Origin of the sequence: Streptomyces sp. NRRL S-920, assembly GCF_000717945.1 — a bacterium.
Classification (GTDB): Bacteria; Actinomycetota; Actinomycetes; order Streptomycetales; family Streptomycetaceae; genus Streptomyces; species Streptomyces alboniger.
The window spans coordinates 34,685-56,802 of record NZ_JODF01000005.1 but is presented as its reverse complement, the minus strand read 5'-3'; the positions used below and the strand labels follow the sequence as shown (position 1 = coordinate 56,802).

The following is a 22,118-nucleotide window of genomic DNA, read 5'->3' as shown; positions in this document are numbered from 1 at the left end:
CGCCCGCATCTGCGCGCCCTGCCCGGCGGCGAGACTCTCGCCGCAACAACCACCCGCATGACCCGAGCCGAGGAGCACACCGCCGCCCTGCTCGCCGCCCTCGGCGAAGCGTCGGTGCGCTGGCTCCATACGTCTCCGAGTTCCCCAAACCGGCATCGTCACCAGCCCGCTCTCCCGGGCCCGCCAGACCGCTGCCATCATCGCGCACGTCAGGAACCTGCCGATCGTCGCGACGTCCGGCCTCCTGGCGGAATGGCGCGCGCCCAGCGTCGTCCTCGGCCGCACACCCGCCACCTACCCACCCGCCTACCGGGCCTGGCGACAACACCGTCTCACCAACCCCTCCCTGCGCTTCGAGGACGGCGAGAGCCTCACAAATCTCCACACCCGCGCCAGTCACTGCGCCGAATTCCTCCGCCGCAACGCCCAGAAGCACGGCCCTCTTCTGGCCGTCTCCCACAAGCTCCTTCTCAGCGTCCTCACCCGCCTCGCAGAAGGCCCCGCCGCCTTCAACACGGCCGCGAAGGCCACGTGGCAATTCGCCGAAATCCGTCTTCTGCCCGTCCACCAGCCCGCAGAGGCTCGCCCTCACCGACCTTCCTCGTTGAGGACCGTCGCTCCCTTGCCACTATGGCCGCCATCGACACGGCGTCGTCGCAACTCCGAATGCGCTCGACGTCGAACTGATAGCTCTCCAGCCCCATTGCTGGACATCGGGCGCCGACTCGCAGACCTCTGCGGGACCGGCATCGCCACTGACCATCCCGCCAACAGCTACTCCAGGCGTCTGCACTGACTGAGCGAACGAGACCATAGAGCGGCCAGGTTGGCAGATCCGGTTGTTACGCACCCGGGCGGGCGTCTAAGGTGCGGATAGGCACGGAGCTCGGGACAGGACCTGAGCCACCGCCGGTCTCTTCAAAGGCATGGAGCGTCGGAAGACACCCTCGCCACCGCCTCTTCCGTACACCTTCCATGGCCATGCAGCCGTCATCGGCTATTGGCCGAAAGGCGTTCCTGTGACTATTTACTCTCAGCACGCGAACCGCGGGAAGACCCAGATCCTGGCGACGTACCAGGGGCTGGACGGGGTCGTTTCCGCGACCGTTACGAGCGTCGGTGACTCCGCGCTCGCGAAGCCGATCACCGACGCGTTCAACCGGGTCTCCGCTCTCGCCACCGTCCCGCTGAGCGTCTACGACCGACGCGACGGCGGCGTGGAGGAGTATCCGACGAAGCATCTTGCCGCGCTGACCGACCGGGGTTCGCGTGCCGAACTCCTCAGTGGCACGCACAGTTTGTGGTACGAGTACGCCTGTCTTGAGCTCCACCAGGCGCTGGCCGACTTGGACGACGCCTTGCTCGCGGTGCCCGAGCCGGTTCGGATCGCGGTGAACGCGGAATTGGAAGCGGAAGCAAGGGGGTTGACCGAGGCGGTCGCCGAGGACTCAGAGGAAGACTCCCTCCCTGACGCGGAGAGCCGGCGTCTGTGGGACGTCGACCATCCGTTTGTGGTGCACGACGGCGACATGGGCGCGTTGAGCCGTGAGGCTCGTGAGCGACTGGACAGCCTCGAAGGGGGAATCACCTCGAAGGAACGCGCGAAGGCCGTCGCAGATATGCGAGTACTGGCCACCGCCTTCTCTCGCTGCTCCGGGGTAGGAGGGCACGTGGATCACTCCTACCCTGAGATCTTCGCTGAGCCATACGACGCTGACCGCTGCTACCTTTCAGTTCACGCGCCGCAGCCAGGAGACGGCAGCGCAGACACCTGGGAGATCGAGATTGGCCGCTGGGAACCCGATGATCCCAGGGAGGAGGACGCCGACGACTACAGCTCCGCGACGGGGAGCAGCGTGATTCGCTGCGAGCTGCCCACACCCCCAGACGCTGATGAGCTCGCAGACCTGCTGAACCGGCTCGATCAGGAGCCGGAACAACTCATCGAGTGGGCCAAGACGAGTGTCGGTGCGCCACTCGCTGGGACCGGGTTCGTCGTCACCAAGGGATACAACGGATGAGCCCACCAAGGGGTAGCGCGGCCTTCCGCTCGCCACCCATGAAGGCTCCCATTGCCGTGATCGTCGGCTCGCGGGCCACATAGCAGTCCCGTGCCACTACGTGCCATTCAGGACGGCAAACAGCGGTCAACACCAGCCCTCGGCGGCAGCCGTCACACGGCGCCACCGAGGGCATCCGCACAGGTCAGAGGAGCTCTAACCTCGAACACCGGTTGATTCCATGCACGGCCGCGCGCGCCGGGTATCAGGCGGGGACCAGCTTGCTGAGCAGCCCCCGAAGCGCCGCGCTCGCGGTCGGCGCGACCTCGGCCACCTGCTGCAGGTCGTCACTCTTCAGGTAGCGGTAGCTCTGCGGCGGGTGGAAGGTGCCGGCAGCCCGCAGGGTTCCGAGCGGGACGGGCTCCGCGAAGGACACCGGATCTTCCAGCGTGATCCCGCTGGCCTGCGTGGCGCCGCTCATGTAAGCGTCGTATTCCCTACGAGTGATCCCTGTACGGGCACGGTGCGTCGACCAGACCTCCCGCGGGGATGCGACGTGGACCGCGGCGATACACGCCATGCCCACGAGCGCCATGGTGGGAGCGGTGGCGTAGAGAAGCACCGGCGTCCCAGGCGGGGCAGCGACACGCTGACGCCGTACCTCCACTGTCTTGCTTCCCGCCAGGATGGCTGTGGCGAAACGCGGGTGGACGGACAGAAGCATCGCGCGTTCCAGATCGTTCACGTCCTTCGGTGCCCCTCTTCGTAGACCGCCTGGAACAGCTCGTTGCTGATCTTCGACAGCGACATCAGCGACAACCGTAGTCCCAGGCTCTCGGCCAGTGAGTTCAAACGCCGCAGCGTCACCGGCTTGGGGAAGATCTCTGTGTCCGAGAACCTCAACGCCATGGCATTGCCGGACGCGTCGGCGACCGAACGTACCTCGACACGACCATATACGCCCAGGTGTTCGAATTTCGAGTGCAGGGTGTCCGGCTCGTCGATGACCACGTCGTCCAGGCGCGAGCTGCCCACCACCATCTGGCCGTCCTGGCCGGCCACGCCCTTGCTGACGTACCAAAGCAAGCGCGCCGGGACACTCTCGCCGCGGTGTCCGGACGAGCGGTAGTAGACGTGCTCTCGGCTGATGCCAAGCACGTCGCTTCGCGGCAGCAGCATCGCAGGAACATTGAACAGCTCTGTGGACCACCTGGGTTCGATCGGCACGAGGAAGGACGGCAGCTGCGAGTCAACCACCTTGGCAGGCCACCAGGCGCGCTCCACCACGCTGGCCACTTCTGCGGGCAGCCCGGAGGGCAGGACAGACGCCTCTCGCCCCAGGCCCTGGGCGATCTCACGCGCCATGACACCGACCTCGTGCGCGGCCCCGCACACATCCACAACCAGCGACCAGCGCACCGCCGTCGTCAAAGAAGCCGTCATCGCCGGCAGCGGCTCGGACGGCCGACGACGCGCTGGCGTCGGTGATCCGCACTAGTCGGGCACCGCACTCCCGTCCAAGGCGCTTGAGCAAGAACAGGAGCTGGCGTGCGAGCGTCTGCTCCAGCGCGTGTGCGGCCGTCCGCAACACCGGTACGGTCAACGTCCGCCCGTCCACAGCCCACACATACAGGGCCACCGGTCGCCCTTGCCCGTCACGCAGCAGCTCCCGCCGCCACATCACCGTGTCCGCTGCCAGCCGCCTCGGCCGGTCCGCGAACGCTGATCCGCTGTCGTCACCGGACTGCTCGAAGAAGCCGACAAGCTCCTCCTCCGCCCCTGGTACGACTTCGCCGGTTCTAAACTCCGTGCCCATGAGGTCAGCCGGCCGGTATACCTGGGCCTGCCGGAGTTCGTCCACATGCAAGGTCACGGCAGACGGTGACACCACGCGGACCCCGGCGACCTCCCAGGCCACGTCGGCGAGCCGTGTCAGCTCCGGATCACGCGTCGCGAGCACCTGCAGGCCCGCACAGGACGTCTCGGCCACATACCGCAGACGTCGCTCCAGCTCGGTGTCGAGCAGCAGCTCAGGGAAGGCATTCCTCGCCGCCTGCGCCAAGTCCTCGACCCGTGCCACCACTGCCTCCTGGCCCGGCGTGAGGTGGCGTAGTTCATGCAGCGCGGCACGCTGCTGCTTCCGGTCACCGATGTCGCCGATGTCTCGGACGTCATGGAGCAACTGCGGCGTGAAGGCCAGCTCCACCAGGTCCGATAGCCAGCCCGCCTCAAGAGCCTTCGACTCACTCGTCGCATTCCCGGCCGTGCGCCCTCGCAGATCCACGAAGACGCCATGGTCAACCGTCACCACAAGGAGGGCGTCGCTCTCCACGTCGGCAAACAAGTCCGGATGCCCCAGGTCCAGCCACCAGCCATCCAGCGTTTCGCCATCCTGTCCGCGACCGCGAGCCTCGCCGCGCGGAACGAAGCCCAGCTTCGTCCACATGGCACTCAACCAGTAATCACGACGGCACTTCGCCTTGATCCCGAGCCGCTGCGGATAGCGCTTCTTGATCGCGTCCACCAGCAGTCGAGCCACGCCCCTCTTTCGGTGCTCGATCGCCACGCACAGGTGCGCCAGGCCCACATGCGGACTCCGCTTCGGAAGGCGGAACAGTGCGTACCCGATCACCTCCTCACCCTCGACCGCCACGAGTAGCCCCCCGTCCGCGGCAAGCTTGGGATAGGCCCCACGCGGCATGTGCCCCAGCGTTTTGGTGTTGCGGTCCCCCAGCGCGACGGCCGCCTCAATCAGTTCAGCCTGCCCCTCTGACGCAGGCACCACCTTGATCGCCATGAACCCCCTCGGAACACCGACGTACGGTCGGCCTTGGCTGCCATGTCCGTGCATACCGGTAAAGGCGTGCTGATCCAAGACCGCGACCAAAGCGGACCTGCACGGCAAGCCCTCCCCGTGCCTGCGCCTACCGCACCGACGGCCACTCCCACTGATCCGCGGTGCCGTGAGCCCGGGCACATCCCGAACCGCGGACTCTGACGAGCGCCAAAGCGTTTCTGCATGATTTTCACTAACCCGGTGGCCGGGAACAGTTCATTCTCCGGAGCCTTATCGGAGGTCTCGGGCGTGCTGTCCTGGGCCAACGTGCCCGACCCAGACGGCAGCCCCACCCCCACCCGTGACCAGGTCTCGGGCGCCAAGCTCTTCAACGGCGGCGAAGGCTGCCACTACCGCTCGGACATCTGCTACTTCACCACCATGTAAAGCCTCCTCCAAGCACGCGCCATGGCTGAGGGCCCGGCCGTCGCCGGGCCCTTCACATCGCCGGGCCGTCGCCGCGTAGATCAGTGAGGCTGCCCGTCGCCCTCCTCGTCATTCGTCCGGCTACGTTGGCGCAAGCGTTCTCGGAGCCGCTGGAAAACGCCGATCCACGCCGTGAATAACTCCTCGACGTCGCTGGCCAGTTTCGTGCCCATCACGCACACCAGGCTGATGAACCCGAACACGGCCAGTACCCACAGGGTGGGGCTGTCCACTGATGTACCTCTCGAAGCAGGCGGCAGCCACCTGCCTCGGAGGGAGTCAGGCGGCGAGCACGCCAAGACTGGAAAGAACCGACGAGCACGCCAGTTCCCCAGGCGCGCGAGGGACCAGAGGCGCAGCGAGCCGGATCACACCGCAGGGGGAGGACTCATGTGGCGGCGCATGAGGGCCGTATTCGTGGCTGCGGGGGCAAACGAGTTCGTCGAGCAGGTCCAGCGCGACGCGCCAGAGCTGCTCAACCGTCTCCGCTGCTTGCGTCAGGTCGCCCAACGACAGGAGAGGGCCGTCCCCCACAGCCGCAGCCGAGTCAACGCAGATCGTCGGGGTGGTGATCGCGGGAAGCCCTGTCGCCTCTTCGGCCGAGAGCAACAGGCGTCGAGTGAGTGCACTGGCCGTCCACTGGTTCTGCGCTTCAGTAAGTGCACGTTTGGCACCTGAGAGCCAGAGCGTCGCGTCCAGTAGGCTGCGCGCCTTGCCTCGTCTTCCTTCTCGGCTAAGGCGACCCATTCGCAGGTCGAGCAGCGCCTCGTAACGATGCTGGCCATCCACGATGATCAGGTCGACCAGTGGGACGTCGAACCCTCTGTCGAGCTGTGGGGTGGACAGCTTCAGCGACGACTCCACGAGCCCGACATCCATCCAGGACATGGCGGCAGCGGACTCGGACATGGGAGGAGTCTAGTCCTCGTGCGGACCACACCATAGGGAGTCTCTGCGAATCGGCAACGCATCCAGTCAGGGACAGCACCTTCGGGGACTAGAGCTATGCCGGCTGCAAGCTCAGAGCATGCGACAGACCCCGCCGCTCCAGGCACCTCCTGATGTGAGGTAGGAGCTTGCCGGAAATCAACACGGGTCTGATCACCAGGGCAGGTCGTATGCTCTCCGCATCCGCCTCAGTGCAAGGCCGCCTCCCAACCGTTTGGTAAGCGTGTCGAGCCCTGCGGTGGATCGCTCCTGCAAATGCTCACGCCACAGGAGTGCGGCAGGAACATCGAAAGGGCGCGCAGGCGACCCGCGTCGCCCTCCCCCCGAGTCGCTGGCGACCTCGTGCCACTACGTGCCATTCAGGGCGGTAAGCAGCGGTCAATAGGGGCCCACCACGGCCGCTTCCACGCCCCCATGATTGGGGGCATCACCGCAGCTCAGAGGCTAAATCCGCTCTCAAGTACCGGCGGTTCCCAAGCTCAGAGCGCGGGTTCGATTCCCGACACCTGCCCCATAGCAAAAGCCCAGGTCAGAGAACCGGGTCGCGTTCATCGTCTAGACCATTTCCGGGTCGCATGCCTTCGCGTGCCATCACCGACACGCGACTGGCGCTCTCCTCTGCCTCATGGGAGCCCACCTGCTCCAGGAGCCCCTTCCACGCCGCGCGAGACCAACCAAAATCATGGTACTGACCAGCGGAAACGTTATCCTCGCAGGCAAGATCAGCCTCCGAACCTCATTCGGGACGAGGTCGTGGGTTCAAATCCCGCCACCCCGACTACAGGAACACCAGGTCAGGGGCCTTTGGGACGCGGATCCGGAAGAGCGGTCAAGCACCATCCAGTACGCGGCTCCACGAAAGCGCCGCCGTCACCCATCGTCGTCACGTCTCATTGGTCGGCTCCTGTGTCCAGGTGCCGCCATCCCAGCACCAACACTTCTTCGGATCGCCAAGCGCCATCGGGACATCGGGTTCTCCCCAAGGATCGACGTGATCTTGAAGGAAGTGCTCGGCCGCGAGCATTGCTTTCCACCGGTCTGTATACGCCCCCTCCACCTCGTGGCGTGTTCCGTCGCCGCCGTGAGCGGTCCAGCCCCAAGCGCATTGGCCTGGAAGGTAAGTGATCTCGGCGGCCCCGCCGTACCTTTCTACCGTGATCTTCTCTGGTTGCCCCGAGCCGTCGTCGACCGCGCCGGGCCACTTCTTACGCGCTGCCTGCTTGGTGATCCCCCAGGAAGTTCCCAGATCGCCATAGGTAGCTCCCATCCCCCCACCCATCAGAGCAGCCTCAGCGGCAAGGACCTCTGTGGCTTCATGCAGCTGCCGCAGAGCGTGCAGGTAGGCGAGCTGCCAGTCAGCGAACAGCTCTGCCATAGCCGAGGGTTGGTGTCCGTTGTCCAGACATTCCTGCCCACGTACTGATGTCCATCCCGCGACATTGCGGGCAAGATCTCTCAACTGGGCTCGTATTCGCCCGACTTCGGCAGCGCAAGGCGAACGCCACGGCTCCGCTGAGGCGTTCGAATCGAACCAGGACTCGTCACTGCTCGCTGAACGCATGAGGACAACCATAGTTGTCGCGGCATGCCTGGTGAGGACAACCGTGATTGTCGCAACGTGCCTGGCTCAGAACGGCCTTCGGAAGTTGATGTGCTCGGCTGCTCGACTCGAAGCCGCAGAGTGGTGAAGAAGCAGCAGGTCAGGCCCGTATGGCGTTGGCTTCAGAAGTGGGCAGGGTCGACAGCAGCGGCAGGAAGGGGGCCGGAGTGACTTGCGGTGCTAGGCAGCAGGTGCTCGAAGGTGGGCGCGCTCGAATGCCCGAGCCAGCCACTTACTTACGGCCGGCATGTGCCGTGAGCCCAAAGAACCGGAGAAACCGTGCCCAAGCAACTGAACTCTCGTACTGTTCCTGGCAGTCAGCCCACCTACCCGTCGGAGCCGCCCTCGCCCAGGCCGGCCTTCGAGCTCCGTTGCGGCCCCTTGCACGTGACCCTTGATCGCGCGCCACTCAAAATGCTGGCGTTCGTGAGCACGGTGACGGCCAGCGTCATGGGAGTAGCGAGCTGGCTGCACTGAAAGGCGGTCAGGGTGTGCTCCGCTAGCGGAGCACACCCTGACCTGCTTCGCGTCGCTTGGGTCAATTGAGAGGCGCATTCTAAGAGTCCTCGTCTGCTACTGACGTACGTGCAGCTGATCATTAAGCCCGCGCACCGGTGACGTGGAGCACGGCCCGAGCCGAGCGTCGAGCGCCAGCTCCCACTGCTGGGTCAGGCTGTGTACGGGCGCCTGCGCGCGCCTGGGGTGACGTGAGTAGCGGGCGGAGACGGAGCCGTCGAAATGACTCATACGTTCGTCCATGAGGACTCTTTTCTAACGTCGTCCATGTGCGCCCTCAAGACGCTATGCTACGGCTAGGCGACCACGCTCGCCGTTACGTCGGACCTGGGTTCCTCCCGCAGCTACCCAGGGTTGAGGGCGCAAAGTGCCGTAGCGCGCGCGTGATTGAAAACTGTCGTTCCTCCTAATGGGGCGCAGTGGGCGGGAGCACTGAGGCACGCCCATCGGGAGCCGGACATGACGCTCGACAGGGACATTGTCAAACTCGCGCGCCGCATCCAGCACGAGTCCAGGGAAGTCATCCCCTTCCAGCAGGCACGGTTGACCGCCGCGCGCGAGTTGGGCGGACTACCTGTCCACGCCATGGCGCCCGCGGAGCGGATCCCGCTCCGCGTCCAGTACACCGGGGAAAGCGAAGCCGCCGCCGAATCCGCGATCAGCAGCGACACCCACGGGCTGGGCCTGGACCACTGCTCGGACGACCAGCACACCTTCCGGGCCCTTCTGGCGCTCGCGCTTTTCAACGGCAACGTGTACACCGGTCCGACGGCGAGGTGGAACTACTCGGTTGTCGCCTCGTACGACCCTGTGATGTCGCCCCGCAGGGACCAGTTGGTGATGGTGGCGGAGCGTGCCCCGGAGAACGTGGCCACCCGGCTGCTGGCCACCGAGGGGGCCGGCTCGCGCGGCGTCCCCGGACTACGGCACGAGGTCAGCTACACGTGCCATGGGCAGCGCTCCGTCTGTCTGCGCCATCTGCCCACCGGTGCACTGCTGACCATCACCGGTGACCCGGCCGGGTGCCGACGCGGCAACAGGCGCAGCCGCGTGCCCCGACACCCCTATCTCACGCTGGACAACGACCTCACCGCGCGCGAGCGCCGCGCTCTGGCAGCGGTCCCCCCGATCTCAGGGGAAGCGACCACTCTGCTGGCAGGTCTCGTTTCCCGCTACAACCTGGTTGACCGGTGTGGCCGCTGGGCGACCAGTCTGTCCTGGGACCCTCTGGAGCGCCCCGGAGTCGAACGCCGGAAGGAACCGGAAGTGATCCGGCACGGTCCCGTACGTCGGCTCTGGGGCGCCGGCGACTCATGGGAGTTCCGCTGGACCGGCTATCCCGAACCCCGCGACCTGGCTCTGGCACTGACCCACCGGGAGGCCGGGGTCAAGGGCGCGGGATTTACCCGCCACGGTGACACCTACCGGGTGGTGCTGGGCACCGCCTCGCTCGACCTGTGCGACGGGAAGGGCTGATCCATGCCGTTCCTCACCGACCACCCGGCGTCCGCACCCGTGCTGGTGGCTGCCGTTGTCCTCGGAGTCCTCCGCTTCACGTTGCCGAAGGATTCTCGCCATCGCCTGGAGCTGTGGAAGGCATTCCTCGAACACCGACGTCAGCGTTGGCAGGTGACGGAGCGCCGCCGCAAGATTGGAAGGTCCGGCAAGACGGGCCAACCGGATCTTCCTGCTGAAGCGGAGCGAGGCGGCGTTCACCGATCAGCTCGGCGAGGACGAGTACGAGACTAAGGCCCGGGAATGAGGCTGACCCCGCAGCCCTGTTGCACGAGCTGAGCTGGGTGCCGGTCTGCAAACAGCATGAGGCCCCTCAGCGACGAGCCTGGCACTTCTGCCGCCCCGCCGTCCGGTCGGCTGAGGTTCACGGCCGGAAAAAGGGGCTGCCTTCGGCGCATCACGTGGGAGCTATCTGGGAGCCGACCCGCTCCCCAAACCCTCCCGACACCACCCGAGACCCACCGAGCCCAACGCCCTGACCTGCGGAAAAGTCAAACAGGCAGGTCCGGATCTTGCCCGAACCTCATTCGGGACGAAGAGGTCGTGGGTTCAAACCCGCCCGGCACTCCGGACCCAGGTCAGTACCATAATCCACCGGCTAAGCCAGCTCTTCTCTCCATTACGCGGCTGAGTAGCTGAGCTGAAAGGCACTCCCGCGGCCCCAGCGGACGGCGGTCGAAGAAGCGCCACGAGCGAGTCCGGGCAGCAGGGTGACCGACACCGTCGCAAAACGGTTGTCCAACATGTGGAACAGCGAAGTGACCGCCCGGACGTGCCTGCACCGCGGGACGAGAACGCCCGGAGGTTGATGCGGGCACAGCGCAGTCGCGACACCATGCCGGAACTCGCCCTGCGACGTGCCCTGCACGCGCTGGGGTTCCGCTACCGCGTGAACCTTCCCGTCCCGGAGATGCGCCGTCGTCGTGCAGACCTCACGTTCGTACGGTGGCGGACGGCGGTCTTCGTTCAGGGGTGCTTCTGGCACGCATGTCCTCGCCACCTGCACGCACCGACGCACAACGCGGAGTGGTGGCAGCAGAAACTACAGGGCAACGCCCGGCGGGACGAAGAGACCGACACCCACCTCGTCCGCCTTGGTTGGCTGCCCCTGCGGGTCTGGGAGCACGAGGCCGTCGACGCCGCTGTCGACAGGGTCGTGGAGGCACTCGCCCACCGGGGCCATCCCCGAGCGCAGCGCATGCGGTCGGTGACCACGACGAGCGTCGACTCGTACACCCCGTGATTCCGCTGTTCATCGCCCAGGACGTACGAGCGAAGGGGATTCGAAGGAGGTGCTGCGAGCTGTGCGGGCCTGACCCACTGCGGGCCCCCGGGCCCTCTCTCGGTGCGCCTGTTCCCGCAGGACAGCCCCGATCGTCAGACCCTCCCCGTAGCGTTGTGATTCCTACTCGTGGCGGCTGCGGGGAGCAGCAATGGACGACGACCTTCAGATCGACAGCGACGAAGACCTCTTCCGCAACCCCGTCTACTACGAACCGGCCTGCCGCAACCTCGACCTGGACCGTCCCGACCTCGGCGTCCCGCAAGGCCAAGACCTCCTGAACGTGCTCCTGCGCATGCGAGGGCGTGTCCCCGTCGACAAGCGCGGGCTCATCTGCCCCGACTGCCGGGACCTCCGCGGCCGGCGCGTCCCCATGTACCTCGTTCAGCGTGACGGCGTGTGGCTTGCCTCCCACTACCGGAAACCCGGGGAGAAGCCCATCAGCCACGAGTCCGACGAGCACCTCGCCCGCAAGGAACGCGTCGCGAAGGACTCCGAAGACCACGGCTTCCACGCCGACATCGAGTCGCAGACCGCCGACGGGCACGCGCGCCTCGACGTACGCATCAACGGCGCCAATGGCATCGTCTTGGGCTACGAGCCTCAGCTGAGCGCTCAGACCGCACGGGGAATGCGTGTACGGGAGGGGTTCCGGCGTCGCGGCGGAATCCAGTCGGTTTGGGACTTCGCCGACCCCGACCACGCGGGCATCGGCGCCGTCCCCTACGTCCGCACGCCCAACCTGCCAGCCTCCGTCATCCGTGTGCAGAGGAACCCCATCGCGGTCCAGGACGGCAACTTCGTTCTAGAGGAGGGCCAGTGCAGCCAAAACGGCTCGCTCACTCGCTGTCCGGAAAAGCCGTACGACCCTGAGAACCCCACTGACGCCGGGTACTGCGGGGGCTGGCACCGCGTCCTCATGCCCGCCCATCAGTCGAGCGCCTTCACAGGGGAAGGCGGACTTACCCTCACCCGGTTCATCGTGGAAGCTGCGGCCGGTGAGCGGATCCCGTTCCAGCGGGGCGGCCACCGCGGTTGGCTCCCTGCCCAGCAGTGGCAGCAGTACGTCGAGGCGAACGGGCCCTCCCTGGACGACAAGAAGGGCCAGCCGTCCGTACGACAGGGGGTCAGGCGCGACAGGTGCACCGAGGACCGTCCGGCTTCAGAGGTGCGAGCCGAACCGAAGCCGAGGCGTGGCAGCCGCGCGATCGTCCTCGAGTCCCGCCACCAGGAACCCGAGGTCGCCAGCGTTGCGGTCGACGCGTCGGGGCGAGCGATCCCGTTCTGCCGTTTCGGCTGCGGTCAGCCTGCAAGCCTTCCAGGGCCCGAGGGGCTGCCCGAGCACTTCTCGTGCCGCAGGAAGCACGAGGCGTGATTGTCGGCCAGCGCTGACCGCCCCCGACCCACGCTCTGGGGCGGTCTCAACTACGTTGTCAGTCCGGATGGCAGCCTGGAGCGCCTCAGCCCGCTGAAGACCGACTTCACGGGCCTCGCGAGGGCCGCCGCCGCGTGTGCCGAAGGCATGCGACAGCCGCGGGACGATCGAGATCAGCCCGCACTGTGAGCTTTGCCTCCTACACCCATGTCCGCGGGGCCCCTCGGATCAGCGCTCTACCACTCCCCCGCCGACCATCGCTGGGGAGAATCTGGGGAGAACGAAGCCCCGTTGGGGAGCCTCTGGGGAGAATCGACCGCGTAAACGGGCAGCACGACGAAAGAGCGCGAAATGTTCATCGCCCCAGGTCAACGCGATGGTTGGGTCAATCGTTGCAGGTCAGCCAGGCATGGACGACGACTTCAAGAAGATCTCTTCGTGGGCCGCCATCCTCTTCGCACCCACACTCGTGGGAACGATCTACGGCATGAACTTCGACCACATGCCGGAACTGCACTGGGTATACGGCTACCCTTTCGCGATCCTGCTAATGGCGGTGGTGTGTTCGAGCCTGTACGTGATTTTCAAGAAGCGGGACTGGCTATAGCACTCGGGCCGAAAGCGCCGATGGGATTCGTATCAGCGAACGTCGCGGAACGGGGCCAGGCGTCGCCTTACTCCGGGCCTTACTCCGGGGGTGCCTGCGGGGTAGAGCACAGCGGGGTCGCAGCAAGTGGGGTGCCCTTACAGAGGGGGTTTTCGCCTGAGCCTGAGCCTGAAGGCTCGGGGTCCTGCGCGGCCACGCCGACAGCGGTGGGGGTCGCGTATGTGGCGGCATAGCGCTCGGTGCTGCTGCGATCAATCCGGCTGCCGCAAGGAGCACCAGGGGCAGGAAGGGGTGGCCGTGACGGGGGTGCGGACGCACAGTACAACGCCTTTCTCCAGCTGTAATGGCCCGGTAAGCGTGTCTGTCTGGGGCTTATCGGAGAGCGATCCGCTCAGCATCCGGGTCCTTTTCTCACAGGTCAATGGCATCGTCTCGTGTCATGGGAGAGTTCAACCGGGCCCCACACCGCTGCTCCCCGACAAGAAGCACCAAGTGAACTTGCCCTTCGACACAAATTCCCGGCGCCCATCCAGGACGCCGCACGCCCTGGCCGACCACGGTTAAGTAGTGCCGCGCGCGGACGCGAGACACTCCTCGGCTCGACGCCGACCGGGCCGTGCCTTGCCATTCCGGGCGGTGGCTGTCGGGCGACCAGCGACCCCGACACGGATGCCCGCCTGTACACGAACAGCAGCTGCACGTCGTCCAGCAGGTTCCTCGGATCCCGGCAATCGGACGAATACGCGGCCCCGTACCCGACGTACGTCAAGTTCGGCTGAGGCCTCTGGCTCAATTCGCGCGGCAGGCCACCTGCCTTCGACCGAATGGCTCTGGCCTCACCCCTTCAAGGCATAGAAGTGCATGGGCGAGTTCGGCGTGAAGCCGATGCGCGGGTACACGGGAGCCCCGGCGACGGTCGCGTGCAGCGTGGCGCGGGTCAGCCCGGTGGCTCGGGCGCCCTCGTGCAGCGCCTTGCGCGTGACCGCCTCGCCATAGCCTCTGCGCTGCCACCGCGGGTCGGTGGCGACGAAGGCGACGAAGAGGCGGCCCTGCGCTTCGACCGTCGCGGCGCACGCCACCGGGACATCGCCCCGCATGGCCAGATAGGCGTACATCTCGTTCTTCCAGTGCGTGGAGCCGACCAGGCCGTCGCGGCCTTCCTCCACGGGGAACCCGTAGGCGCTCGACTGGAGGTCCGCGTAGGCCCGCAGGTGCTCGTCGGTGCGCACACGTACGAACGTCAGATCGGGGTGGGCCGGGTCGGGAAGGGGCAGCAGGTCCCCGGCCATGCCCGTGCCGGGGAAGGCGTACTCCAGGCCTGCCCGCTCGGCCGCCGTGGTCAGCGCGGTACGCGCCTCCTCGTCGAGGAGGCCTTCGAAGAGCCACAGGAAGCCCGGGTGCTTCTTCGCGCGCATGATGTCCGCCGCCTGACCCAGGCGTCGCGCGAGGAGGTCGGCTCCTGCTCCTGGGTCGGTCAGCGTGACGCAGTTGTAGAACGAGAACCGGCAGTCGGCCCAGCGGACGGCGATGCCGGGGAGGTCGCGCACATCCGCGTCCGCGGTGCGGTCGAGCACCAGGGCACGCCAGGCCACGGCGAGCTGCTGCGCCGATTCGATGGACTCCGTGAGGCCGGTCACCGTACTCCCATGATGGGTCGTTGGGTTGAGGTTGCGTTGTGGTCGGACGTGGGCATTAGATGATGCCTTCGAACCGCTCGTCCTCGGTGGGGGAACCGGAGCGCGGCACGTGGTAGGAGTCGCGTCCGAAGCGGCGCCACAGGGCGGCGATGAGGAAGGCCACCACCACGGCGACAGGCGTGTAGTTGAAGGTGGTGGCGGTGACCGGGCTGCTCTGCGGCAGCAGGAACAGCACCGTGACCACGGCCGCCCACACCACCGCCACCCATCCGATCGGCCGGCTCCAGCGGCCCAAGTGCCAGGGTCCTGGGGTGAATCGGTCGCGGTGGAGCAGGCGCAGGAGCACCGGGATGGCGTAGGCGGAGGTGAATCCGACGACCGAGATGGCGGTCACCGCCGCGAACGCCGCGTTGGAGTACAAGGAAGGCAGTGCGAGGACGAACGCCACGGCGACCGCGAGCCAGACCGCGTTGGCGGGGATGGCGGTGCGGTGGCTGACCTTCTTCCAGAGCCCCGATCCGGGCAGGGCGCCGTCCCGGGCGAAGGCGTAGATCATCCGGCTGGCGCTGGCGGTGACGGTGTAGCCGCACAGGAACTGGGCGACGATGATCACCAGCAGCAGGGCCTTGGCCGCCGCCATGCCCAGCGCGTCCAGGAGGATCTGCGCCACGGGTACGTTGGTCTGGCTTGCCAGGGTTCCGGTGTAGTCCTGGATGGCGAACAGCAGTGTGGTCAGCAGGATGCCGCCGGCGATCCAGGACACCGCCACCGAGCGGAAGACCCCGCGGGCCGCGGCGACGGAGGCGTGGTTGGTCTCCTCGCTCAAGTGGGCCGAGGTGTCGTAGCCGGCCAGGGCGAACACCGGCAGCAGCATGCCCAGCAGGATGACGTATACCGGGGCGCTCCACCCCGTGTTGTTGGTGAACTCGGTGAAGACGAAGCCGGCCGACTGGTGGTGGGAGGGCACGAACGCCAGGGCGCCGATGATGGTGACGGCCCCTGCCAGGTGCCACCACGCGCTCAGGGACGTCAAGATGTTCATCAGCCGGGTGCCGAAGAGGTTCAGTACCGCGTGCAGCGCGAGGACGACGGCGTACAGGGCCAGCAGGGAGCCCGGGGTCGGGGTGTAGCCGAACTGGAGGTTCATCCACGCGGCGGTGAAGGTCGCGATGCCGTAGTCCTGGGCGGCGATCCCGCCGAGCAGGCCCAGGAGGTTGAGCCAGCCGGTGTACCAGCTCCACCGCTCGCCGCCGAGCTGGCGGGCCATGTAGTACAGGCCGCCGCTGGTGGGGTACCGGGAGGTTATCTCCGCCAGGGACGCGGCCAGGCACAGGACGAGCGGCCCTACTGCGAGCCACCCCCACGTGATCACCGCGGGGCCTCCCGAGTTCAGGCCGTAGCCGAACAGCAGCAAGGTCCCCGACATGATCGAGATGACCGACAGGGAGGCGGAGAAGTTGCCGAACGCCCCCATTCGGCGGTGCAGTTGCTGGGTGTAGCCCAGCGACTGGAGGATCCGTGCGTCCTCCCCGTCGTCGTCGACCGGAAGTGGCTGCTGGCGCGGTGTTCTTACCGAGGTCATGGGTTCTCCGCACAGGAAAGCTGAAGTAGGGGGGTGCAGGCGGGGGGCCGCCGGGCCGGCGGCGAGACGTGGCAGTACCCGTCCGTGGGTGACAGCTCGGCGGTCACGGATGTCGTCCCGAACGCCGCGGGTGGGATCTCAGGCAGGCGACGCGGTCCTCCTCGAACGCCTTACGCCACTGGCTGTCGGGGTGCCGGGCGTCGTACTGCCACGGGGCAGGCGTGGCGAAGTCGCCGATGGCATCGAACACTTCGCCGGCCCACTGGGCGAAGCCGCCCCTCGCCAGGGCGTAGGCGAGGTAGTTGAGATCCAGCTGGGAACTGGTGGCCGGATCGCACTTCCGGAACCAGCCCTCGAATGCCTGCGTGATGGCCCGGGTGGTGTCCTCCCTGGTCCACAGGAGGTTCAGCATGACCTCGGCGCCGTTGTCCCGTCGCTCCCGGTGCTCCTGCACACGGGCGTAGAGGGGCAGCAGAAGCAGGGGCGAGTCGGGCGGCGCGAAGGAGACCGTCCAGCGGGCGAAGTCCGTCGCGACGGCCTGGCGGCCCGCGGGACCCGGGCGGGCCTGGAGCGCCTGGGACATGCGGTGCCAAGCCTCGCGGTTGAACGGATCTCGTCGGTGCGCCTCCCCCAGCAGGCCCCATGGCCCGCCGGGCAGCAGGTACTCGTGGGGTGGCGGAGCTACGTGATGCTCCGGGTAGCGTCCGGTCGTGTCCGCCTCGGCCAGGGCCAGGCGGCAGATCCAGGGCACCGCGTCGTCGGCGTTCCCCTCGCCCGCCCGGTGGCACGCGTCCCGGGCCCTGGCCACCAGTTTCTCCAGGTCGTCTGCCCGCCGGTAGTCACGCGCCCAGTCCCTGCGGTGGGCCTGCAACACACGTTCGGTGGCGACCCTGGCGTACATGACCCGGGCGGCGAGGCTCTCCGGTTCCTCCTTCAGCCACAGCTCGACAACGTTGGCCTGAGCCGCGACGACTCCAAGGACCTGGGTACGGGATGTCCACTGCGGCCAGCTGCCCGTCCGGGCGAGCACCTGCCGCATCTGCATCCAGTAACCCGCCTGAACGTCCTGCACCGCCGCGTAGAGATCCGCGTCTCGGCCGATCGGGTTCGCCCGGCCGGCCGGGGTCGAACTCTCCATCAACGCATCCCTCGGCTCGCCGGTTCATATGAGCACGACACCGAACGGTGTGCACGGGCGAGCATAGGCAGAAGGACTCTCGGGACAGTTGGGATGGGGGGTTGGGTCGGTGGCTCTCGCTTTTGGCCGGTAGCGAGTGCTCGACAGGTACTTAAGTGCCTGGAGAGGCGCATGACCAGAGAATCCCAAGATTGTCCGGTCGCTCAGCTACGAGTTTCGGCCACGTGGCAGGCCGACGTCGCCATCCGTGACGGAACCCGGCGAGTGCAGCTCTCAGATGGTGCGGCACGGGATTCGGACACTTGTGGCCCGTAGGCAACATGCCTGTTCGGCAGGCGAGTTGGCGGGCGGGCTCGCGGCGGGGGGCGGTGACCTCGGGACGGCGACGGGCGAGTAAGTAGCTTGGTTTGTACGGGAGTTGAGGCAAGCTGATGGCCCGTAGACATCGCGAGAGGGACTGCGTTCAGACGTGCGCGGACGCCTTGGTGACGCCCTCCGGACACGGGATCATTAGGCCAGTTCGGAGCGTTGGTCACTGTCTGTGAGCGGATGTCAACCCACCAGCGCCGAAAGGGCGCTGGCAAGAGCCTGCCCGCCCTGTTGAACAGCGGTGTCCGCCACCATCGCGGGCAGTGCTTGAGCGACCCCCCTCAACGCGCCGACCCGCGCCTGAGGGTCAGTGGCTGCCAGCGAGACGTCGACGGAATCCGCCATGGCCCGCAGGACCGCCACGTTGGCGAGACCTGTCTCGTTCTGCTCCACGTCGCTACGGAAGGAGGCGAGGAGACCACGCACGGTCTCGATGTCGACGGTGCCCTGGACGGACGCCGACTGGTACACGTGGGAGATGTTCTGCCCCACGACGTTCTGGTTGGGGGCGCTGCTGTTGCCACCGATGCTGATGCCCGAACCTCGCCCCTGCTCCTCCTCGCGGCGGCCTCGTCCGAAGATCATCACTTGCCTCCCTGGGTGCCGTTGCTCTGACCCACCCCGTGGATGTCGCTGCCCGCGACGTTCTGGATGGGCGCGTTGTTGTCGCCGTAGACCTGAATGTTGGTGATGACCGCGGCGACCTGCCGCTCGTACGGGGCGGTGTCGACACCCACCTCTTCGAGGTACTCGGAGACGGTCCGGAAGATGCAGGTCTGCATCAGTACGACGTGGCGCTTGGCATCGTCGCTCTGGTGCATGTCGGTGACTTCCTCTGTGGAGTACCGGTCGCGCAGGCTGACCGGGTCCTTCTCCTCGGTTCTGCCCTTCTCACCCTGTTTGCCGAGCCCGAGCCGGGCCGCGAACCGCCACAGCGCGACCGGACCCGCGACCGCGTCCAACACCGAGTGAGCCACGAGCCAGCCGAGCAGGCGGGGCCCGCGTTTGGCGACTGGTGCGGCTGTGCCCCGCAGTTCGTTGTACACGGGTGTGGTCACTTGGGGCCGGATGGTCAGCCGCAGTTCTCCCGCTTCCAGCGCGGCGTGCACGAACACGCTGACCACAACCTGTCCGTCCCAGCTGATGCACTGCGCGCGCAAGTACAGCCGGTCGGGCATGCTGGACGGGGACCGGCGCCCCCGGCCCCGCAGGTCCGGCATTTCCAGCTTGGCCGCGCGAGTGCGTTGGAGCCACAGCGCTGCCGGCAGAGCCTGCACCTCTGTGACCGAGAACCCGGGCAGCGGATCGGTGATCTCCCGGGCCCCGTGGCCCAGTTCCCGGAGAGCTGCACCCGTCCTTCGCAGCAGCTCCCACTCACCGAACGGCTTGACCGACTCCTCCGGGTCCCTGGGCTTGAGCGGGATACCAATGTCCACGGCACCCCATACCTCGCGCCCGGCGCCGACGAAACGCTCCGGATGCTCGTACGGCAACTCCTGCCGTGTCTGTTCCCGACCAATGCGCGCCATCCGCCGCCCGCCCCTCGCTGCCACCCAAGGCAACCGGCCGGACGCCACACCGTCGCGGACGATCCCGCCAAGGACAGCCCGGGCCATCAGCCGGTCTCCGGAACACACCAGCGCGGCCCCGGCCAACAACGCGAAGGGCAACAGCAACAGGCCCAGCCGGAGATCCGCGAACTCGCCGTCGATCGGCTGAAAAGGAACCACGGCGAGCACCCAAGGCACGCACAGCACGACGTAGGCCGAGCGAGGAGAGGTCACCAGCCGTGACTTCTTCCCCTTCCGCTGCGCGCGCAGCGCGGCCCACCGCATCACCAAGGCCACCAGGAACACCCCACCCCACACGGCCGCGGCCTGGGGTGACGCGTAGGCCAAGGCCGCCGCCGCGAGTAGCAGGCCGACCGACCGGAGCCACCTTCGCCGCCGTGCACGCAGACTGTGGGCGACCACCGGCGTGAGGTCGAATCCGTACGACGGCACGGGCATGGGCGGCCCGTGCAGGACGTGATCCAGAACCCACTGCGCCATGGGCTCCCCCAGGGGCGGGCAGTCGTCGCTGCCCTCCAAGTAGACGCGCCTGCGCGTGCTGCGGCGGGGTTTGGCCGGCGCCTTCTCCTTGCCACGGAGCCTTTGCCACCACGCCTTGGCGGACTTGACGCGGTCAGGCCGTGCGTAAACGGCCTGACACAGCAACCGGGTCACCTCCGACGCGCTCGGATCCACGTCGCCAGAGCGGGCAGGAGTGGGTTGAACCGGCACCGCCGGCCCCTGGACCACGTCCTCCGCCGCACCTGGCCGCACACGCAGCCCCCGCCCGAACCCCATCCCGCCCCCCGTTCGCTGGTACGGCGGGCATCCTCACGGCGAATTCCGGGACCCGCCAGATCACAAACGCGACAGTGTCGCCCCACTGCACCGGCGAGTGGAGAGTTGACCGATTTCAGCGCGAGTTGTCCGCGAAATCTCCCGGAATTGTCCGTGATCGGTAACAGACGCATCCCGTAGCCCCCGAGTCTCGTCCTGCCGGGTGGTCGCGAGACGGCCGGGGAACGGCGAGGGATTGTGTGAGAGGGGCGGACATGGCGCGGCACGGCGGCGGGCGGGGCTGGTACGGCAAGTTGATCGGGGCGGCGCTCGGGGTGACGATGCTTGCCACCGGGGCCTCGGTGTGGACCGCGCAGGCCGGCGCCACGGGCGACTCGACGCCGGACGCGGCCGCGTCGGCCGCGCCGGGCGGCGCCGTCAAGCCCGTCTCGGCGGCCATCGCGCACGCCTCGGAGAAGGGCAAGCGCGGCATCAACATCACCATCGACGACGGCCCCGACCCCAAGTGGACCCCGCAAGTGCTCGACCTGCTGCGGGAGTACGGGGTGAAGGCCACGTTCTGCATGCTGGGGACGCAGGCCCAGGCTCACCCGGACCTGGTGAAGAAGGTGGTCGCGGCCGGGCACCGGCTGTGCGACCACTCGGTCTCGCACAACACCGCCATGGACAAGGATTCCCAGGCCTACCAGTCGCGGCAGATACTCGACGCCGAACGCATGATCACCAAGGCGTCCGGGGGCGTGCGGCCGATGTACTACCGGGCGCCCGGCGGGGCCTTCACCCCGTACAGCCGCAAGCTGGCCGCTTCCCGGGGCATGCGCCCGCTCGGCTGGAACGTGGACACCAAGGACTTCGAGCAACCGGGCACGGACGCCATCGTCGCGACCGTTGAGCGCGAACTCCCCAACGGACCGACCCTCCTCTTCCACGACGCGGGTGGTGACCGTACTCAGACCGTCGAGGCCCTGCGCGTGCTCCTCCCCCGGCTCAAGGAGCAGGGCTACTCGTTCGGCTTCCCGGTGCGCTGACCCCCGCCCCCGCCCCGACCCCGGCCGCCCCGCCCCGCGCCACGCGGCGGCGGGCGATGTTCTGTTCCAGCAGCCGGGTCGAGGCGGTGACGCCGACGCCGCGTTCCGGGTCGACGGCCGGCAGCCTGCCGTCGGCGCGCTTCAGCTCGGCGAGCGCGGCCTCCATCGCCTCGTGCGCGGCGAAGAGGCAGGGCGTGCTGTAAATGGCGACGTCCACGCTCAGTTCGGTGAGTTCGGCGAGCGAGAGCCGCGGGGACTTGCCGCCGGCGATCTGGTTGAACAGCAGCGGCTTGCCGTCGGTGACCTCGCGGATCCGGTGGATCCACTCGACGTCACGTACGCCGTCCACCAGGATCACGTCCGCCTCGGTGGCCGCCAGGCGGCCGGCGCGCTCGATGATGTCCGCCTCGTCCGTGGCGTCCGTGCGGGCCACCACGACCATGTCCTCGCGGGTCCGCAGCACCATCTCCAGCTTGGTGAGGTACTCGTCGAGAGGCAGCACCTGCTTGCCGTCCGCGTGCCCGCAGCGGCGGGGCCGCTTCTGGTCCTCCAGGATCACGCCCGAAGCCCCGATCCGCTCCAGGCTCTCCACCACATGACAGGCCACTTCGGGATCGGCGTAACCGTCGTCGATGTCCACGAGCAGGTGGTGCCGCGGAAATGCTCCGCGCAGCCGCTGCACGAACCCCAGCATGTCCGGCCAGGCGATGAACCCGATGTCGGGCAGCCCGTAGTACGAGGCGGCGAAGCCGAAGCCGGACACGAAGAGCCCGTCGTAGTGGCCGGCGGCGAGGGACGCCGAGTACATGTCGTACACGCCGATCAGCGGAGTCGTGCCCGGCGCGGCGATCCGGTCTCTCAGCTCGGTTCCGTAGTTCAACGCCTGACTCCTGGTCATGGGGGGGGTGGGG

At 67.4% G+C, this 22,118-nt stretch carries 19 protein-coding genes and 2 pseudogenes; 8 read left to right on the top strand and 13 right to left on the bottom strand.

The window, feature by feature from the left end; genetic code table 11:
- Positions 1 to 127: 127 nt before the first annotated feature.
- Complete coding sequence (locus IG54_RS39965; protein WP_078593773.1) at positions 128 to 796, top strand: histidine phosphatase family protein; 669 nt, start codon at positions 128 to 130, stop codon at positions 794 to 796.
- Between the two features lie 130 nt (positions 797 to 926).
- Positions 927 to 2,021, top strand: a complete 1,095-nt coding sequence (locus IG54_RS0105710) for a hypothetical protein (protein ID WP_234336002.1) — start codon at positions 927 to 929, stop codon at positions 2,019 to 2,021.
- A gap of 244 nt (positions 2,022 to 2,265) precedes the next feature.
- Here the strand turns inward: IG54_RS0105710 and IG54_RS37695 are convergent, their stop codons facing one another.
- From IG54_RS37695 to IG54_RS37690, 3 genes are read right to left on the bottom strand one after another with little or no spacing between them, the layout of a single operon-like run.
- A complete protein-coding gene (locus tag IG54_RS37695) occupies positions 2,266 to 2,745 on the bottom strand; it encodes an ASCH domain-containing protein (RefSeq protein ID WP_234336000.1) in 480 nt (159 codons plus the stop codon).
- Complete coding sequence (locus tag IG54_RS42810; RefSeq protein WP_234335998.1) at positions 2,742 to 3,365, bottom strand: hypothetical protein; 624 nt, start codon at positions 3,363 to 3,365, stop codon at positions 2,742 to 2,744. Before IG54_RS42810 ends, IG54_RS37695 begins: the two co-directional genes overlap by 4 nt.
- Positions 3,355 to 4,797 carry a GNAT family N-acetyltransferase gene (locus IG54_RS37690; RefSeq protein ID WP_234335996.1) on the bottom strand — a complete coding sequence of 481 codons (1,443 nt, stop codon included), beginning with the start codon at positions 4,795 to 4,797 and terminating at the stop codon, positions 3,355 to 3,357. Before IG54_RS37690 ends, IG54_RS42810 begins: the two co-directional genes overlap by 11 nt.
- 273 nt (positions 4,798 to 5,070) lie before the next feature.
- On the opposite strand from IG54_RS37690, the pseudogene IG54_RS39960 reads away from it, so the two are divergent.
- A pseudogene (locus IG54_RS39960) lies at positions 5,071 to 5,217 on the top strand (translocation protein TolB); the annotation flags it as partial.
- A gap of 86 nt (positions 5,218 to 5,303) precedes the next feature.
- Here the strand turns inward: IG54_RS39960 and IG54_RS0105690 are convergent.
- The 4 genes from IG54_RS0105690 to IG54_RS41905 form a co-directional block, all read right to left on the bottom strand.
- Positions 5,304 to 5,495: a hypothetical protein gene (locus tag IG54_RS0105690; RefSeq protein ID WP_030778086.1), complete on the bottom strand. Its 192-nt coding sequence runs from the start codon at positions 5,493 to 5,495 to the stop codon at positions 5,304 to 5,306.
- A gap of 46 nt (positions 5,496 to 5,541) precedes the next feature.
- Positions 5,542 to 6,171: a hypothetical protein gene (locus IG54_RS0105685; protein WP_030778084.1), complete on the bottom strand. Its 630-nt coding sequence runs from the start codon at positions 6,169 to 6,171 to the stop codon at positions 5,542 to 5,544.
- A gap of 922 nt (positions 6,172 to 7,093) precedes the next feature.
- Positions 7,094 to 7,585 (bottom strand): hypothetical protein, encoded by a 492-nt coding sequence (locus tag IG54_RS39130; protein WP_051819296.1) that lies wholly within the window; start codon positions 7,583 to 7,585, stop codon positions 7,094 to 7,096.
- A gap of 798 nt (positions 7,586 to 8,383) precedes the next feature.
- Complete coding sequence (locus IG54_RS41905; protein WP_158708829.1) at positions 8,384 to 8,569, bottom strand: hypothetical protein; 186 nt, start codon at positions 8,567 to 8,569, stop codon at positions 8,384 to 8,386.
- A gap of 216 nt (positions 8,570 to 8,785) precedes the next feature.
- Here IG54_RS41905 and IG54_RS0105675 point away from each other — a divergent pair, with 216 nt between their 5' ends.
- The 4 genes and pseudogenes from IG54_RS0105675 to IG54_RS0105655 form a co-directional block, all read left to right on the top strand.
- Positions 8,786 to 9,802: a hypothetical protein gene (locus tag IG54_RS0105675; protein WP_051819295.1), complete on the top strand. Its 1,017-nt coding sequence runs from the start codon at positions 8,786 to 8,788 to the stop codon at positions 9,800 to 9,802.
- An 811-nt stretch (positions 9,803 to 10,613) separates the two neighbouring features.
- Positions 10,614 to 11,084: a very short patch repair endonuclease gene (locus tag IG54_RS0105665; protein WP_234335995.1), complete on the top strand. Its 471-nt coding sequence runs from the start codon at positions 10,614 to 10,616 to the stop codon at positions 11,082 to 11,084.
- A gap of 190 nt (positions 11,085 to 11,274) precedes the next feature.
- Positions 11,275 to 12,498 carry a hypothetical protein gene (locus IG54_RS0105660; protein ID WP_030778075.1) on the top strand — a complete coding sequence of 408 codons (1,224 nt, stop codon included), beginning with the start codon at positions 11,275 to 11,277 and terminating at the stop codon, positions 12,496 to 12,498.
- A gap of 421 nt (positions 12,499 to 12,919) precedes the next feature.
- Positions 12,920 to 13,105: pseudogene (locus IG54_RS0105655) on the top strand (CorA family divalent cation transporter); the annotation flags it as partial.
- Positions 13,106 to 13,941: 836 nt separating this feature from the next.
- Here the strand turns inward: IG54_RS0105655 and IG54_RS0105650 are convergent.
- The 5 genes from IG54_RS0105650 to IG54_RS39955 all read right to left on the bottom strand — a co-directional run bounded on the left by IG54_RS0105650 (position 13,942) and on the right by IG54_RS39955 (position 20,077).
- Positions 13,942 to 14,742, bottom strand: a complete 801-nt coding sequence (locus tag IG54_RS0105650) for a GNAT family N-acetyltransferase (protein ID WP_030778071.1) — start codon at positions 14,740 to 14,742, stop codon at positions 13,942 to 13,944.
- 55 nt (positions 14,743 to 14,797) lie between these two features.
- The gene (locus IG54_RS0105645; RefSeq protein WP_030778069.1) at positions 14,798 to 16,324 is read right to left on the bottom strand and encodes an amino acid permease; all 1,527 of its coding nucleotides are present in this window, start codon (positions 16,322 to 16,324) and stop codon (positions 14,798 to 14,800) included.
- Between the two features lie 103 nt (positions 16,325 to 16,427).
- Entirely contained in the window at positions 16,428 to 17,462 is a 1,035-nt protein-coding gene (locus IG54_RS0105640) for a hypothetical protein (protein ID WP_037896482.1), read from the bottom strand.
- A gap of 552 nt (positions 17,463 to 18,014) precedes the next feature.
- Positions 18,015 to 18,416: a hypothetical protein gene (locus IG54_RS0105635; RefSeq protein ID WP_030778065.1), complete on the bottom strand. Its 402-nt coding sequence runs from the start codon at positions 18,414 to 18,416 to the stop codon at positions 18,015 to 18,017.
- On the bottom strand, positions 18,416 to 20,077 hold the full coding sequence (locus IG54_RS39955; RefSeq protein WP_234335994.1) for a hypothetical protein: 1,662 nt from the start codon (positions 20,075 to 20,077) through the stop codon (positions 18,416 to 18,418). Before IG54_RS39955 ends, IG54_RS0105635 begins: the two co-directional genes overlap by 1 nt.
- A gap of 356 nt (positions 20,078 to 20,433) precedes the next feature.
- Here IG54_RS39955 and IG54_RS0105625 point away from each other — a divergent pair, with 356 nt between their 5' ends.
- Entirely contained in the window at positions 20,434 to 21,207 is a 774-nt protein-coding gene (locus tag IG54_RS0105625) for a polysaccharide deacetylase family protein (RefSeq protein ID WP_030778060.1), read from the top strand.
- On the opposite strand, the gene IG54_RS0105620 is transcribed toward IG54_RS0105625, so the two are convergent.
- Entirely contained in the window at positions 21,167 to 22,087 is a 921-nt protein-coding gene (locus IG54_RS0105620; protein WP_030778057.1) for an isocitrate lyase/PEP mutase family protein, read from the bottom strand. The two genes, IG54_RS0105625 and IG54_RS0105620, sit on opposite strands and share 41 nt — an antisense overlap.
- Positions 22,088 to 22,118: the final 31 nt, after the last annotated feature.